This window comes from Clostridium sp. AM22-11AC (assembly GCF_003473545.1).
Taxonomy (GTDB): Bacteria; Bacillota; Clostridia; order Lachnospirales; family Lachnospiraceae; genus Enterocloster.
This window is the reverse complement of sequence record NZ_QUCM01000003.1, coordinates 41,613-58,375: the sequence shown is the minus strand read 5'-3', so window position 1 is coordinate 58,375 and position 16,763 is coordinate 41,613. Positions and strand designations below refer to the sequence as shown.

The following is a 16,763-nucleotide window of genomic DNA, read 5'->3' as shown; positions in this document are numbered from 1 at the left end:
TGCGATTTTATAGCTTGTTCATAATATCTAACAGGTGCTGATAGCTGTCCACACTGTCGTAAACCACATCTGCAGAGGAGAAATTGTGAAACAGCTTTCTGGCACAGTCGATTTTCGCTTTTTCAATAGGCTTCAAATTTAATGTTTCCATGGGAGCATACACCCAGCCCTCCGGATTTCAGAGAATCGGAGAGCTTAATATTATTGCGAGCCTGGATACGGTGAATATTATCCAAAAGCTGACCGTAATCGAGCTGTACCTTAGCGTTGGCAAAGCCCATGTACAGTTCTTCATCAGAAGGCATCCAGTTTGTCACATCTCGCTTGATTTCAACATCGCGGCGGTAGGTGAAGTGGTCGTTGAAAGGCTGACCAGCAAATACACCTACCACGCTGTCCACAGCCTCGGTCTGGTAAGGCTGTATGGTAAATTTGAATTTCATCTCAGCCATTACAGCACCTTCCTTTGCGTTCTCGGACTATAGGTTTCAAATATCTGCTCAAAGTTTGTGGCTACGCTGTCACTCGCCATACTGCTGTCACGGAATACGGCATAAACTGGCTGCTTCTGCGCAATGGCTTTGACGGTTTCTTCTGTAACATCCTTGTCAAAGCAGGCAATCAGATAACCATCCGCTACAGAGAACACCTTCTTGCCAGCAATTTCTGTTTCCTGAATGTCAGAGGAGAGCAAAATACCAAGGTCGAGCATTACCTGGAAGAGCAGATCTTCTGGTGTACGATCCGGTTTGATATTGTCAGCGAACAGTTCCATCTGTCCCTGATTGTAATCGGCAGGGCGGTAGTAGACATCTTCCATATTACTGCTGTCTATTTTGAAAACGCGGAAGCCGATATCAAGATTAGTAGTGGTAAGCGGATTTTCTTCCTTGATCTTCTTTCCAGCACGACGGATACGCTCTTCACCAATTTCACAAATATTACTATATTGTGCATTTTGAATAGTTTCTGGTAGTTGAACCATAATAAATTTTCTTGAACTGTTATCGGTTAGGTTCCAGGATTTGCCAACAATAAGTGCTGAACGTGATTTTTATTTGAGTTAGATACATTATTTAAAAAGAATGAGAATCCACAATATGGATGAATGTCATTTTTAGGTTTAAAGAAATTACTGGAAGAGGGAACTTGATAATGGCTAAAATTGCACATTTTCCCAAACAAAATCACCCTTAAAACCCCGCATAAACTCTGATTGTATGCACCAAAAAACAAACATTGTTTTTTCTTTAACACAAGATAAAATTTATCAAAAAATCACTTGCCTTTCTCCGAAAATATGATATCATTCGTGGTGAGTTAAGAAAAACTAACAATCGCGGAATACAAAAACAGGAGGAAGGAAATGTTTAACTACGAACAGTGGGACGGATTTGAAGGTCGTCTCTGGAAAGAAGAGATCAATACAAGAGATTTCATTCAGAAGAACTATACACCATATGACGGTGATGCATCATTCTTAGCAGGACCTACCGAAGCTACGGATAAGCTTTGGGGAATTCTGCAGGGACTTCAGAAGGAAGAGCGCGCTAAGGGCGGCGTTTTAGATATGGATACTGATATCGTATCCGGTATTACTTCTCATGGACCTGGATATATCAGTGAAGAGACCAAGGACTTAGAGCAGATCGTTGGTCTGCAGACAGACAAGCCATTAAAGAGAGCATTCATGCCTTACGGTGGTATCCGTATGGCAGAGGAAGCTTGCAAGAACTATGGCTACGAGCCAAGCCCGGAGCTTCACAAGATCTTCACTGAGTACTGCAGAACCCATAACCAGGGCGTATTTGATGCTTACACTCCAGAGATGAAGAAAGTTCGTCACAACAAGATCATTACCGGACTTCCAGATACTTATGGCCGTGGACGTATCGTAGGTGACTACCGCCGTGTAGCTCTGTACGGTATCGACCGCCTGATGGAAGAGAAGGCAAATGATTTTGCTAACTGCGGTGACGGAACTATGACTGATGACGTGATCCGTTTAAGAGAAGAGATCTCCAGACAGTATCAGGCATTAAAGGATATGAAGAAGATGGCAGCATCTTACGGATACGATATCTCCCAGCCTGCTAAGACTGCTAAGGAAGCTGTTCAGTGGTTATACTTCGGATACTTAGCTGCAGTTAAGACCCAGAACGGTGCTGCAATGAGTGTTGGCCGTATCTCTACTTTCCTTGATATCTACATCAAGAGAGATATGGATAAGGGCATCTTAACTGAGTCCCAGGCTCAGGAGCTGATCGATCACATGGTAATGAAGTTCCGTATGGTTAAGTTTGCAAGAATCCCATCTTACAACCAGCTGTTCTCCGGCGACCCAGTTTGGGCTACTCTGGAAGTTGGCGGTATCGGTGTAGACGGACGTTCTATGGTAACCAAGACAGATTATCGTTTCCTGCACACCTTAGAGAACATGGGACCATCCCCAGAGCCAAACATGACTGTTCTTTATTCTTCTGCACTGCCAGAGAACTTCAAGAAGTATGCAGCTAAGATCTCTATTGATACAAGCTCTGTACAGTATGAGAACGATGACGTAATGAAGCCAGAGTGGGGCGATGATTACTCCATCTGCTGCTGCGTATCTGCTACCCAGACCGGTAAGGAAATGCAGTTCTTCGGTGCCCGCGCAAACCTGGCTAAGTGCTTACTGTACGCTATGAACGGTGGACGTGATATGAAGTCCAAAGAGCAGGTTGGTCCAGAGTACACACCAATTACTTCTGAATACCTTGATTATGATGAAGTGATCCGTAAGTACGAGGTAATGATGGATTGGCTGGTAGGCGTATATGTAAATACCTTAAACCTGATCCAGTATATGCATGACAAGTACTTCTATGAGGCTGCTGAAATGGCTCTGATCGATACCGATGTCAGACGTACATTCGCTACCGGTATTGCTGGTTTCTCTCATGTAGTTGACTCCTTAAGTGCTATTAAGTACGCAAAGGTTAAGACTGTTCGTGATGAGACTGGCCTGATCGTTGACTTCGTAACTGAGGGAGACTTCCCAAGATACGGTAATGACGATGACAGAGCAGATGAGATTGCTGTATGGCTGTTAAAGACCTTCCTTGAGAAGTTAAAGAGACGTCACACCTACAGAAATTCTGAGCCTACAACTTCTATCCTGACCATTACTTCCAATGTAGTATATGGTAAGGCTACCGGAAGCATGCCAGATGGCAGAAGAGCAGGCGAGCCACTGTCCCCAGGTGCAAACCCAAGCTACGGCGCAGAGCAGAACGGCTTACTGGCTTCCTTAAACTCTGTAGCTAAGCTGCCTTACGAGTGGGCTCTGGATGGTATCTCCAATACCCAGACTATCAACCCAGATGCTTTAGGCCACAGCGAAGAAGAAAGAGTAGATAACCTGGTACAGGTATTAGACGGCTACTTCGATCAGGGCGCTCATCACCTGAATGTAAACGTATTTGGTAAGGAGAAGCTGATCGATGCTATGGAGCATCCGGAGAAGGAAGAGTATGCTAACTTCACTATCCGTGTATCTGGATACGCTGTTAAGTTCATCGACTTAACAAGAGAGCAGCAGCTGGACGTTATCTCCAGAACCTGCCATGCAACCATGTAATTTAATACAGGCTGCATTTAATGTAACTGAGAAATAAAATAGCATTCCGCTATTGATCAAAGATCCATATAATGATGTAACGGTTCAGGACATTATGTTCTGGACCGTTATAAATATTTATGGAATGCATTTTCAGAAAATAAGGAGAAGGACGTGGAAGGATTTGTTCATTCTATGGAGACCTTTGGACTGGTTGACGGTCCAGGTGTCCGTTTCGTTGTATTTCTTCAGGGCTGCCGCATGCGGTGCCGTTACTGCCATAACCCGGAGACATGGAAATTAGAGGGAGGTACTCCCTGGACTGCAGATAAATTATTTTCCCATGTATACCGGTATAAGAGCTACTGGAATAAAAAAGGACAGCCAAACGGCGGTATTACCGTCAGCGGAGGAGAACCTCTTCTCCAGATCGACTTTGTTACAGAGTTTTTTAAGAAAGCCAAGGAAAAAGGCGTTCACACAGCTCTGGATACAGCAGGCAATCCTTTTACACTGGAAGAACCATTTATCAGCAAATTTGAAGAACTGATGAAAGTAACGGATCTGGTGATCCTTGATTTTAAAGAGATCGACAACGAAAAACACAAAAAATTAACCGGATGTCCAAATGAAAATATCGTACAGATGGCAAGATGGCTGTCAGACCATGGAAAAGATATGTGGCTGCGCCATGTACTTGTGCCGGATCTGACCGATGATGAAGAAGGACTGATAAAGACCCGTGACCTGATCCGGGAATTAAAGACAGTAAAACGTGTAGAGGTACTTCCGTACCATACACTGGGACTGTTTAAATGGCAGAAACTGGGAATTCCCTATACTTTGGATGGTGTAAGAACGCCTACTGCAGAAGAAGTAAAGAAGGCAGAGGAGATCCTGGAAGTAAGTAAATATCAGTAATATGAAAAAGACAGAGGTAGCTATACAGGACAGACCTGTTGGTGCAGCTGTCTTTTTTATTATGCAGAAGCTCAAGGTTAGTATGTAAAAGAGGCAAACAGGATTTCTGTTTAAAATTTTGTACATGTTCTATATAAATTATTTCTTGGCATTTTAGGGTATTGGTAGTATAATATATGCATGTGATAATAAATTAACAAACTAATAATCTCAAAATAATGTGAAAAACAGGAGGTAATTATTATGGCAAGACTGAGAATGATGCGTGCACCGCAGAAATATGTACAGGGAAAGGATTCTCTGTTTAAATTCCATGAGGAAATGAAAGATCTTGGAAACAAATTCTTGTTTGTCTGTTCAAGAAGTGGATACAAAATGTGCCATGATAAGATTGAGAAGAGTTTTGAAGGAACAGAAGATATCCGCCAGTATGAGATTTTTGGTGGTGTATCCAGTGTTGGTGAGATTGAACGGATGAGAAAAATTGTCCGCGAAAATAGACTGAATGTAGTAGTAGGTGTTGGCGGTGGTTCAGCCATTGATACAGCAAAAGCTACTGCTCATTATGAAAAACTTCCGGTGGTAATTATCCCAACAGTCGTTGCGACAGATGCTCCATGTACAGGACTTTCTGTTATTTACAATGATGATGAGACATTTAACAGCTATTTATTTTATCCAAAGAACCCGGAAGCTGTTATTGTGGACAGTGATGTGATCGCAAAATCGCCTGTTAAATTTTTGGTAGCAGGTATGGGTGATGCTCTTGGAACTTATTTTGAAGCAAGAGCATGTCAGCGTACCGATGCGCCAAGCCTGGAATTTGGTGGTATTACAAGATCTGCAATGGCACTGTGCAAACTTTGCTATGAGACTTTAAAAGAGTATGGCGCAGCTGCAAAACATGCCTGTGAAAATCAGGTGGTTACTCCAGCGTTGGATGCTATCATCGAAGCCAATGTATACCTGTCTGGTGTAGGCGCTGATAATGGCGGTCTGGCTGTTGCCCATTCATTCTATAATGGTCTGACAGCTTTAGGCGGACACAGTGCACCACATGGAAACTGCGTTGCTTATGGTACTCTGGTACAGCTGATATTAGAGGGCGCTCCAAAGGCAGAGTTTAAAGAAGTTCAGGATTTCTGCCGGGAAGTAGGTCTTCCTGTTACTCTGGAAGAAATTGGTGTAACAACCAAGGAACAGGTAAAGGTCATTGCAGAGCATGCCTGTGTAGAAGGCGAATCCATACATAATATGGTAGCAGATGTAACTGCAGATCAGCTTTACGATGCAATCCTTGCTGCTGATTCTCTGGGGAAAGAGGTACTGGGAAAATAGTGCTGTATTTAAGCATTAAAGTATTCCTCAGCAAGCACAGTCTGTATAAAGGCCCGCACCTGAGGGAGTTCAAAATAATGGCTTTTATATAAAATATGAGAAGTACGTATAAAGGGAGATCCGTCCTGAAAGAAAAGGGGCGTGATGCTCCCTTTATAATTTTTTAAACAGATCTCCGGCAAAATAGACCAGCCAATACCATTTTCCACCATTTCCAGGCAGCTGGAAATATCATCGATCCAAAGCTGGGTGCGGCAGTTGGCGCACCCATTTTCCTGTTTCCACTGTTCAATGCGGTCGTAAAAAGGAGAGTCCGTATGACGTCCGATATAAGGGATATCCTTTAAGGAGAGTTCAGCCATTTCCTGATTTCGTACCAGACATACCGGTTCTCTAGAAAGGATAACATCCCCATCCTGCCAGTTAAAATTGCCACGGACCAATGCAATAGAGATCTCATTATCAGCCAGTGCACGGTATAACTGGGTACTTTGCATTGTAGTCACATAAATGTCTACTTTTGGATATTTTTTCATAAATGTTTTCAGTACAGCTGGAAGTTTATACCGGGCAATATTAACAGAAACACCGATCTTTAAAGAACCGCAGATCTCCCCCTGGAGCGAAAGGGCATAGGCCCGTATGTGTTCCATGGACTGGGAGATCTTTTCAATTTCCGGGAAGATCCCCTCAGCAGCGGGTGTAGGGAGAATGCCTTTGCGGGAACGGATAAAAAGCTGGCATCCCAGGTCCTGCTCCATTTTCTGGATTCGTTTGGTGAGAGAAGACTGGGTGGTATAAAGCTTCTTTGCTGTCTTTGTAATATTCTGTGTATCGATCAATGTTTTTAAAAGTTCAATATCCTGTTCATCCATAAATAAACCAACCTCCTGTCAGGCAAATTTCCATAAACATAAACCATTCCATAATGGAATGTAATATAATGAAATTATACAATTTTACAGAATGGATAGCAAGGCCTATAATACAGTTAAACAAAGAAAAACGTATAGAAATCAATATAAAGGAGGACTTGTTTTATGTATATGAAGAAATATCCCTGTGTTTACATGAGAGGCGGTACCAGCAAAGCCGTATTTTTCCATGAGAAGGATCTGCCGGAAGATCAGAGTCTCTGGGATGACATTTTTATGAAAGTCATGGGAACCCCGGATGTAAAACAGATCGATGGAATGGGCGGAACCGTATCATCTACAAGTAAGGTTGCCATTATTTCCAAATCCGACCGCCCGGATGTAGATGTAAATTATACATTCCGCCAGGTAGACATTATCATTCCAAGGGTAGATGGAAGCGCCAACTGCGGAAATATCTCATCTGCTGTAGGTCCATTTGCCATTGATGAGGGCCTGGTTCCGGCTGTAGAGCCAATCACAGTAGTTCGTATTTTAAATACCAATACCAACAAGATCATTGAAGAACATGTACGTGTAAAAGATGACCATGCAGATGTGTATGGGGATGAAGTGATCAAGGGTGTTCCTGGAACAGGTTCCCGTATTGATATGTATTTTGAAGATCCGGCAGGTTCTAAAACAGGAAAGCTCTTCCCCACAGGACAGAAAAAAGAGATTTTTGATGTACCGGGATATGGTCCGGCAGAGGTAACGGTTTTAGACTGCTCCAATCCTATGGTATTTATCAAGGCATCGGATCTGGGAATTAAAGGAACGGAACTGGTGGAATTAAACCAGAATGCAGATGTTATGGAACATATTGAACGGATCCGTGGAATGGCAGCTGTTAAGTGCGGGTTTGTGGAAAAATGGGAAGATGCCAGAACGAAATCTACTTCTGCACCAAAGGTATCCATTGTATCAGCGCCTCAGGATTACACAGATATGGACAAAAATCAAGTAAAGGCCGAAGATATGGATCTGTGTGTAAGAGCAATCTCCGTAGGTGCCCTGCATAAGGCATATCCTATGACAGTAGCTGTAGGAACAGGTGCTGCTGCAAGGATCCCTGGAACCATCGTTTATGAAACATTAAAAGCTCCATTAGAGGGTGATATCATCCGTCTGGGACATTCCAGCGGTATTACCGATGTAGATATTAAGATGGATGGAGAAAAGGTGTTAAAAGGCGGTGTTACAAGAACAGCAAGAAGGATCATGGATGGCTTTGTATACATAAGAGAATGATCTGAAGTAACTTCATAAAAATTAAGATAATTGGGGAAATGTTTTAACATTCAGGAGGAATTACATATGGGATTACAGGTATTGGCATTGGCCTGTCTGGTTGGCGCGATCATATTGGGATTTGTAAGAAAGATGAATGTAGGTATTGTCTGTTTTGGACTGGCACTGATCCTGGGAACTATAGGGGGAATGGCGTCAGGAAAGATCTATGGCGGCTTTCCGTATAAACTGTTTAGCACATTGTTGGGAACCATGTTATTTTTCAGTTTGCTGCAGCAAAACGGAACACTGGAAAAAGTTTCCAAAAAGCTGATCAGCTTCTGCGGAAATAATACATTCCTGGTTCCGGTCATTATTTATCTTGTAAGTTTTATCCTTTCCGCTGCAGGCCCTGGTGCTATCAGCGTACAGTCGGTAACCGTTATGTTTGCTGTATCACTGGCAGTACAGATGGATGCAAGCCCGGTACTTATGGGAGCAATGGCCATCCTTGGAGCAGTAGGAGGCACAGCATCACCTATTGCACTGACCGGTATCATTGTAAATGATCTTTTGGCACAAATGAATATGGAAGGCGTTGGAATGAACATGTTTATTGGAGTTTCCATTGCCAACTTTGCCTGTGCAGTTGTTACTTATATTGTTTTAGGCGGTTATAAACTGAGAAGAAGTGCCGGTGAAGCTGCTGCTGTGAAAGAACATTTTACAAAAGAACAGACCATCAGCCTAGTGGCATTACTGATCATGGTGGTTATGGTAGTTGGATTTTCTTATGATGTAGGACTGATCTGCTTTACTTTATCACTTGTTCTTATCCTTCTTAGAACTGCAGATGAGAAGAAAGCGATCAAGATGATCCCATGGAATGTATTGATTCTGATCGCAGGTGTCAGTGTGTTGATGAACATTACCCAGACAATGGGCGGTATTGAGTTGCTTTCTGATATCCTTGCATCTTTTATGAATTCTACTACAGCAGCGCCGCTTATGGGATTTACAGGCGGTCTGATGTCATGGTTTTCCAGTGCAAATGGAGTTGTATTCCCAACGCTGATCCCTACAGTTCCAGATATTTCAGCACAGGTAGGCGGTGCCTCTGTTATGCAGATGATCGTAGCCATCGTATGCAGCGCTACGGTAGCAGGTATCAGTCCTCTGTCTACAGGCGGAAGCCTGATCATGGCAAGTTACACCCAGGAATCTGGCTGTGATGAGAAAGAACAGCAGAAATTATTTGGACAGTTATTTATGCTTTCTGCTGGAATGGTAGCTTTGGTGTTTGTTTTGACTTTAGCCGGACTGCTTAAATTTCTTGGATAAATTTTAAGAAAACATAATACAGAAGGGAAAGATGAAAATGGAAAAATTTGCATATATTGGCTGCCGTACCACAAAAGAGCGAAAAGCCAGAGGAAAAGGGATCAGTGTATACAAGGTTGATGGAGATAACTGGGAGCTGGTACAGATCCTGGAAGGTCAGGTAAATCCTTCTTATCTCTGTCTGAATAAAGCACAGGACCGTCTGTACAGCATACATGGAGATTTTTGCCAGGTAAGCGCATTTAAGATCCGGGAAAATGGTACCTTAGAGTACCTTAATACAGTAAAAACATATGGGACCAATCCGGTGCATCTTACATTAGACCCAGAAGAAAGATGGCTTTATGTAGCCAATCTCCAGACGGGAAGCGTATCTGTGATCCCAGTCCTTGAAGATGGATCTTTGGGAAAACTTTATGACCTGGAATTTATTTCAGGAAATGGCGGTCCCGGCTATATTTCCCATCCTCACCAGACCATGAAAGACAGAAGCGGACGCTGGCTGGTGGTCCCTTCCCAGGGGCGACTGCAGGGAGTCGGGAAACTGACCGTGTTTGCCATTGACGAAGAACAGGGAAGTCTGAAAGAAACATTTATCCAGAAAGGCCGTACCGGTGCGGAACCAAGACACTGCGTGTTCCATCCGGGAAATAAATACTGTTACTGTGTAAATGAAAAAGACAGTACCGTAGCAGCTTATGATTTTGATGAAAAGACAGGTAAGCTGGCATTAAAACAGCTTCTTACCAGTCTGCCGGAAGATTATGCAGGAGATGGCTGGGCAAGTGCCATTGATATCCATCCGGAAGGTCATACACTGTATGTTTCCAACAGAAAACATGACAGCATTACGGTTTATCATCTGGATGAAGCAACAGGAAATATGACTTATATCCAGAATATCAAAACAGGCGGAGAGCAGCCAAGATTTATTACATTAAACCCGGAAGGCACCAGACTTTTGGCAGCAAATGAGCTTTCTGATACCATTACTGTTTTTGAGATCCTAAAAGATGGAACGTTGAAAGATACAGGAAGGAAGATCGCTACAGAAAGTCCGGTGTGCATTGCATGGAAAACCTGTTAGTACAAGATGTGGGAAAATTTCAGATCAGGACATGTTAATACATATAAATTATAGAAGAAAAGGAGAATGAGTATGGTCACTTTACACAGCGGAAAACAGATCATTATTGATAATAAGAGGATTGCATCAAAAGAAGAAGCAGCAGCTGTCTCACAGGAAGAGGCATTTAAAAATACACTGACTTACCAGGTGTTAAAGAAGCATAACCATTCTGATAATATGGAACATTTACAGATCCAGTTTGACTCCATGGGAGTATATGATAATACTTATGTAGGTATCCTTCAGACTGCTTATGCCAGCGGTTTAAAGGAATTTCCAATGCCCTGTGTATTTACCAACTGCCATAACTGCCTTTGTGCGGTAGGCGGCACTATTAATACCGATGTACATAAATATGCGGAGTCAGCCTGTAAAAAATCCGGCGGCATTTTTGTACCGCCTCATGAAGCGGTGATCCACCAGTATATGCGTGAAATGATCGTGAAGTCCGGGGATATGTCTATTGTATCTGACTCCCATACCCGCTATGGAACACAGGGATCTTTATCCATCGGTGAAGGCGGCCCGGAACTGGCAAAGGCAATGCTTGGAAAGTATTATGAGATCGATTATCCGGAAGTGATCGCTGTATTTTTAACAGGTGCTCCAAAGCCATGGGTAGGACCTATGGATGTAGCCTTAAGCATCATCGGAAAAGTATTCAAGAATAATTTCGTTAAGAATAAAGTCCTGGAATTTGTGGGACCTGGTGTAAGCAGCCTGTCCATGGATTTCAGAAATGGTATTGATACCATGACTACAGAGTCTGCCTGCCTTTCTTCTTTATGGTCCACCGATGAAAAGACAGAAGAGTATTTTAAGATCCATAACCGTCCAGATGATTATAAGAAAATGGTGCCGGGAAATGCAGCCCTTTATGACGGTATCGTAGAGATCGATCTGGATACCATTGTTCCTATGATCGCCCTTCCGTTCCACCCAAGCAATGCATATCCTCTGGCAGATGTGATCGCAGAGCCGGAAAAATACCTGTCTATGGTAGAAGAAGAGGCAAAGCGTGTATTTGAGAACAACCCGGATATCCATTTAGACCTGCTTTCCAAGATCCATGATGGAAAGATCAATGTTGACCAGGGCGCTATTGCCGGCTGTGCAGCAGGATCCTTTGAAAATATCTGTGCAGTAGATACCATTGCAAAGAAATTAAACAAAGGCTTGGGAACATTCCCACTTAATATTTATCCGGCTTCCCAGCCGATCATGTATGAGTTAAATAAAGCAGGTGTATTAAATGACCTGATGACTTACGGTGTAAGAGTGAAAACTGCTTTCTGCGGCCCTTGCTTTGGCGCTTCAGATGCTCCGGGAAATAATGATTTCTGCATCCGCCACAGTACCAGAAACTTCCCCAACCGTGAAGGCTCCAATCCGGCAACTGGCCAGATCGCTTCCGTTGCGCTTATGGACTCCAAGTCCATTGCAGCAACCGCATTTAACGGCGGTTATCTGACTTCCGCAGAAGATGTGCCGGTAGAATATTACACTCCAGAGTATCATTTTAACAGTGATATTTATAAGAATATTGTATACAACGGCTATAAAAATCCAAAGCCCGAGACAGAGATCGTTTATGGTCCTTCCATTAAAGATTGGCCAAAGATGGTTGCCCTTACAGACAACTTATTGCTTCAGGTAGCCAGTGTGATCCGTGATGAAGTAACTACTACTGATGAACTGATCCCTTCTGGTGAAACGGCATCCTATCGCTCTAATCCATATAAGATCTCTGAATTTACACTGATCCGCAAGGATCCTCATTATGTGGGAAATGCAAAAGCCATTCAGGAATATGAAACAGCCAGAAGAAACGGGGATGCAAAAAAGACGGCAGAAGTTTATGAAGTATTAAAAGCAGCAGGAGTAACAGCAGATACAGAGGAGCTGATGAAGACTACAGGAATTGGCTCTGTCCTTTATGCAAAACGCCCAGGTGACGGTTCTGCAAGAGAATATGCAGCCAGCTGCCAGAAGGTTCTTGGAGGACTTGCCAATATCTGTATTGAGTATGCAACCAAGCGTTACCGCAGCAACTGTGTAAACTGGGGCATTCTGCCATTTACCAATCCGGATAAGGAAATTGTTCTGGAACCAGGAGAATATGTATATCTTCCAGGCATCCGCAAAGCAGTAGAAGAAGGAGCCACAAAGGTAACAGCTACGGTGATCGGAACAGATGGAAGCACCAGACCAATGGAACTGGAACTTAAAAATGTAACAGAAGCAGAAAAGAAGGTACTTCTTGCAGGTTCTCTGATCAACTTTTATAAGGAAGAAAAATAATAAGAAGTAAAAGCAAGATGATATCCCAAAAAGATCCAAAGAGTAAGGGAATAGAAGGAGCATTTATGGAGAAAAGTGAGATGCGTAAACTGGCAGAGTTTATAGAAAAACTTAGCTGGGATGACCTGCCGGAAGAAGTAAAAACCACAGTATCTTTCCGGGTCCTGGATCTGATCAGCGCTGCTTTGGGAGCTGTGGATGATCCGCTGGTTAAAAAAGTAAAAGCTTCTTATTTAGAGAGAAATAACGGAACAGGCGGTAAGATCTGGGGAAGCGAAGGAGAAACGGATATTTCTACAGCTGCTTATATAAATGCCATGCTGGCCCATACTCTGGAACTGGATGATGTCCATCCGGCGTCAAAAACACATGGAAGCGCCAGCCTGATCCCGGCTGCATGGAGCTGTGCCCGGTATGTCCATGCTTCTGGAAAAGAATTTCTCACAGCAGTGGTATGTGGCTATGAAACCGTCAGCCGGATCGGTATGGCGTTGGGAGTAACAAGTCACAGAAAAAAGGGCTGGCATGCCACTGCTACCTGCGGAGGTTTTGGCTGCGCAGCTGCCTGCGGAAAGCTTCTGGGGCTGAATGCAGATGAGCTGGTATCGGCTCTTGGGATGGCAGGAACCCAGAGTTTTGGCAGATGGGCCTTTTTAGGGGATGGAAGCACCTGCAAAGTGCTCCACCCGGCCAGAGCGGTTGTAAATGGTCTGGATGCAGCATTTTTAGCAAAAGCCGGAATGACCGGACCGGAGCATATTTTGGAGGCAGAGGATGGCGGCTTACTGGCGGCTATGTCTGATACTGGTGATATAGCAAAAGTCAGTAAAGGTCTTGGTACAGATTGGGAGATCCTTCATATGGATATGAAGCCATATCCCTGCTGCCGCAGTGCCCATTGTGCTATAGATTGCAGTCTGAAATTAAGAGACAGTATTTTGGAAAAAATTGGAAAAGAGTACGATCATAAGACCTTAGAAGAAGAGAGAAAAAGGCTGACAGAAGCTATCAGGGAGATTGAGATCAAGACCTATGAAGTGGGATATAAGCAATGTGCAGTCAGTGATGGCTGTTTACATCCGCAAAATACCATGGATGCAAAGTTTTCCATTCCATTTTGTACAGCGGCAGCGTTCCTTTTTGGAAAAGTGACTATGAGCGAGTTTTCAGATCAGACAGTAGAAGATCCTTCTATGCAATGCCTTATAGAAAAAGTAACGGTGATGCCGGATGAAGCTTTTTCGGCTGTATATCCGGCTCATTGGGGATGTTCTATGAAGGTCATTTTAGAAAATGGTATTGTTCTGGAAACACAGGTATCTGATCCGTCAGGAGGAGAGAATTACCCTCTTACAAAAGCGCAGATACTTAAAAAGACAGAAAATCTTATTAAGATCTGCTATCCGGGAAAAGAAAAACAGATAGCAGAAAAATTGCTGGATCTGGCAGAGGCAGAGAGATTACCTGAATTATAAAACATACCAGGAAGTATAAGAAGTATAAAAAGTATAAGATCCAGTAAGACAGCCTGAAGAAAGTCGTGAAAAACGATGAACTTCAGGCTGTTTGCGTTGTCATGAACTTCATTTTCTGTTACAATAAAAGGTACGGAAACAACCAGAAAATGCAGAAAGCCTAAAATCAGGTGACAGAATTTGAATTATAATACAGATAATAAAACAGATACAATATATCAGCCAACCATCTATCAATATGCAAATATCATCATCGACATATCCCACGAAAGCGTAGATAAGACTTTCCAGTACCGCATCCCGGAGCACCTTTTAGGGCAGATCACTGCGGGACAGCAGGTGTATATTCCTTTTGGCGCAGGCAGCCATAAACGCAAAGGCTATGTGGTGGAGTTGACCAACCAGGCGGAATACGACATATCGAAAATAAAAAAAATCGACTCTCTGGTAGAAGGAAGCATTACCGCCCAGTCCCAGCTGATCCACCTGGCATGGTGGATGAAGGAACGGTATGGTTCTACTATGAACCAGGCATTAAAAACAGTGCTTCCAGTGAAGCAAAAGGTGCGGGAAGCGCCTAAGCGTAAGATCCATCTTCTGGTGGATGCGCTGACTCTGGAAGCTGCGATCCAGACAGCAGAGCGGAAAAAATACAAGGCCCGTCTGCGACTATTATATGCTTTAAAAGAAAATCCGGATCTTCCTTATGAAAATACCCTTCATAAGCTGAACCTGACGGCGGCAGCCATCCGGCCGCTGGAACAGGAGGGACTTCTTGCAGTCCAGGTGGTGAACCAGTACCGCAATCCCTTAGAGGAAATGCGCCGCCTTTTAACAGACGATTCTAAAGCTCAGTGGAAACCGCCTGTTCTAAATAAGGATCAGCAAAGGATCGCAGCTAATATCTGTGAAAAATATGACAATGGGGACCGAAAACCATGTCTTATCCACGGTATCACAGGCAGCGGAAAAACAGAAGTGTACATGGAACTGATCAGTCATGTGATCCGGGCTGGAAAGCAGGTCATCCTTCTGATCCCGGAGATCTCCCTTACCTGGCAGACAGTCATGCGTTTTTATCTTCGTTTCGGGGACCGGGTATCTGTACTAAATTCCCGGATGTCCGCAGGAGAGCGCTTTGACCAGTATGAACGGGCCAGAACCGGGGATATTGATATTATCATAGGTCCAAGATCCGCTCTTTTTGTGCCCTTTGAACGATTGGGAATGTTGATCATTGATGAGGAACATGAAAATTCCTATAAAAGTGAGCTTTCTCCCAGATATGACGCCAGGGAAGTGGCAAGAAAACGGGGAGAAATGGAAGGAGCCATGCTGGTCCTTGGCTCTGCAACGCCTTCTCTGGAAACCTATACCAGAGCAGTAAGAGGGGAATATGACCTTTATAAGCTGACCAGACGTGCCAAAGCAGATGCTGTTCTGCCTACGGTGGAGATCGCCGACCTGCGGGAAGAATTAAAAGCGGGCAACCGGTCTATTTTCAGCGAAAGATTAAAAGAACTGCTGGAGGACCGTCTGGAAAAAGGAGAACAGGCCATGCTGTTTATTAATAGACGGGGCTATGCCACCTTTGTGTCCTGCCGATCCTGTGGGGAAGCGGTAAAATGTCCTCACTGTGATGTGACGCTGACCTATCACAAAGACGGCCGGATGATGTGCCATTACTGCGGTTATACTATCCGTCAGCCGAAAACATGCCCCTCCTGTGGCTCCCCATATATTGCCCCTTTTGGTACGGGAACCCAGAAAATAGAAGAGATGGCCACGAAGATGTTTCCAAAAGCCCGGATCCTGCGCATGGACCTGGATACTACTTCTAAAAAGGGCGGTCATCAGCAGATCTTATCTGCTTTTGCAAGAGGAGAAGCAGATATCCTCATTGGCACCCAGATGATCGTCAAAGGCCACGATTTTCCAAAAGTCACTTTGGTAGGTGCTCTGGCAGCGGATCTTTCCCTCTATGCCAGTGATTACCGCTGCAGTGAGGAGACTTTTGATCTTCTGACTCAGGCAGCAGGAAGAGCAGGACGTGGAAATGCAGCTGGAAATGTGGTGATCCAGACCTACCAGCCGGATCATTACAGCATCCAGACAGCTGCGGCCCAGGACTATGAAGCCTTTTATACCCAGGAGATGAATTTCAGGAAACTTCTTGGATATCCGCCAGCAGTAGGGCTTTTAACCATCCAGATCGCAGATAAAAATGAGGGACGATTAGAACAGGCGGCAGCGTTATTGGAAGAGTGTCTGAAGCAGTGGATCGGGCAAAATGAGGATCTGTCAAAGGATGGAACGATCCAGTTTATAGGCCCTGTAAATGCTCCGGTGTTCAAAGTTAATGATATTTATAGAAAAATTTTATATATAAAGCAGGAAAACTATGATATACTGATACACATCAGGAAAATGGCGGAACAATGCTTAAAAGAAGCGCAAGGGCTTGAAAGTGTTGTTTTCCAGTCTGACCTGACTTAATTACGATATTTAAAGGAGAG

The 16,763-nt window shown here is 43.7% G+C and carries 13 protein-coding genes; 9 read left to right on the top strand and 4 right to left on the bottom strand.

Features of this window, described 5'->3' with window-relative positions:
- Positions 1–7 precede the first annotated feature (7 nt).
- The 3 genes from DW251_RS17870 to DW251_RS04220 are packed head-to-tail and all read right to left on the bottom strand — an operon-like array spanning position 8 to position 985.
- Positions 8–151 (bottom strand): hypothetical protein, encoded by a 144-nt coding sequence (locus tag DW251_RS17870; RefSeq protein ID WP_182433574.1) that lies wholly within the window; start codon positions 149–151, stop codon positions 8–10.
- Positions 123–452 (bottom strand): hypothetical protein, encoded by a 330-nt coding sequence (locus DW251_RS04225; RefSeq protein ID WP_021870719.1) that lies wholly within the window; start codon positions 450–452, stop codon positions 123–125. The genes DW251_RS17870 and DW251_RS04225 overlap by 29 nt, the downstream gene beginning before the upstream one ends.
- Positions 452–985 carry a hypothetical protein gene (locus tag DW251_RS04220; protein ID WP_243034878.1) on the bottom strand — a complete coding sequence of 178 codons (534 nt, stop codon included), beginning with the start codon at positions 983–985 and terminating at the stop codon, positions 452–454. Before DW251_RS04220 ends, DW251_RS04225 begins: the two co-directional genes overlap by 1 nt.
- Positions 986–1,366: 381 nt before the next feature.
- Between DW251_RS04220 and pflB the strand changes: the two genes are divergently transcribed.
- From pflB to DW251_RS04205, 3 genes are all read left to right on the top strand, one after another.
- Complete coding sequence (gene pflB, locus DW251_RS04215) at positions 1,367–3,619, top strand: formate C-acetyltransferase (RefSeq protein WP_118300340.1); 2,253 nt, start codon at positions 1,367–1,369, stop codon at positions 3,617–3,619.
- Between the two features lie 174 nt (positions 3,620–3,793).
- Positions 3,794–4,519: a pyruvate formate-lyase-activating protein gene (gene pflA, locus DW251_RS04210; protein ID WP_118300413.1), complete on the top strand. Its 726-nt coding sequence runs from the start codon at positions 3,794–3,796 to the stop codon at positions 4,517–4,519.
- A 243-nt stretch (positions 4,520–4,762) separates the two neighbouring features.
- A complete protein-coding gene (locus tag DW251_RS04205) occupies positions 4,763–5,857 on the top strand; it encodes a glycerol dehydrogenase (RefSeq protein WP_021870715.1) in 1,095 nt (364 codons plus the stop codon).
- A gap of 8 nt (positions 5,858–5,865) precedes the next feature.
- Here DW251_RS04205 and DW251_RS04200 read toward each other — a convergent pair whose 3' ends face one another.
- The gene (locus DW251_RS04200) at positions 5,866–6,732 is read right to left on the bottom strand and encodes a LysR family transcriptional regulator (RefSeq protein ID WP_118300339.1); all 867 of its coding nucleotides are present in this window, start codon (positions 6,730–6,732) and stop codon (positions 5,866–5,868) included.
- A gap of 165 nt (positions 6,733–6,897) precedes the next feature.
- Here DW251_RS04200 and DW251_RS04195 point away from each other — a divergent pair, with 165 nt between their 5' ends.
- The 6 genes from DW251_RS04195 to priA all read left to right on the top strand — a co-directional run bounded on the left by DW251_RS04195 (position 6,898) and on the right by priA (position 16,743).
- Positions 6,898–8,022, top strand: coding sequence for a PrpF domain-containing protein (locus DW251_RS04195; RefSeq protein ID WP_118300338.1), 1,125 nt, complete (start codon positions 6,898–6,900; stop codon positions 8,020–8,022).
- Between the two features lie 66 nt (positions 8,023–8,088).
- Positions 8,089–9,342, top strand: a complete 1,254-nt coding sequence (locus DW251_RS04190; protein WP_118300337.1) for an SLC13 family permease — start codon at positions 8,089–8,091, stop codon at positions 9,340–9,342.
- Positions 9,343–9,379: 37 nt separating this feature from the next.
- Positions 9,380–10,429 (top strand): lactonase family protein, encoded by a 1,050-nt coding sequence (locus DW251_RS04185; protein WP_118300412.1) that lies wholly within the window; start codon positions 9,380–9,382, stop codon positions 10,427–10,429.
- 72 nt (positions 10,430–10,501) lie between these two features.
- Positions 10,502–12,772: a hydratase gene (locus DW251_RS04180; RefSeq protein WP_118300336.1), complete on the top strand. Its 2,271-nt coding sequence runs from the start codon at positions 10,502–10,504 to the stop codon at positions 12,770–12,772.
- Positions 12,773–12,837: 65 nt separating this feature from the next.
- Complete coding sequence (locus tag DW251_RS04175; protein WP_118300411.1) at positions 12,838–14,247, top strand: MmgE/PrpD family protein; 1,410 nt, start codon at positions 12,838–12,840, stop codon at positions 14,245–14,247.
- Positions 14,248–14,427: 180 nt separating this feature from the next.
- Positions 14,428–16,743, top strand: a complete 2,316-nt coding sequence (priA, locus tag DW251_RS04170) for a primosomal protein N' (protein WP_243034876.1) — start codon at positions 14,428–14,430, stop codon at positions 16,741–16,743.
- Positions 16,744–16,763: the final 20 nt, after the last annotated feature.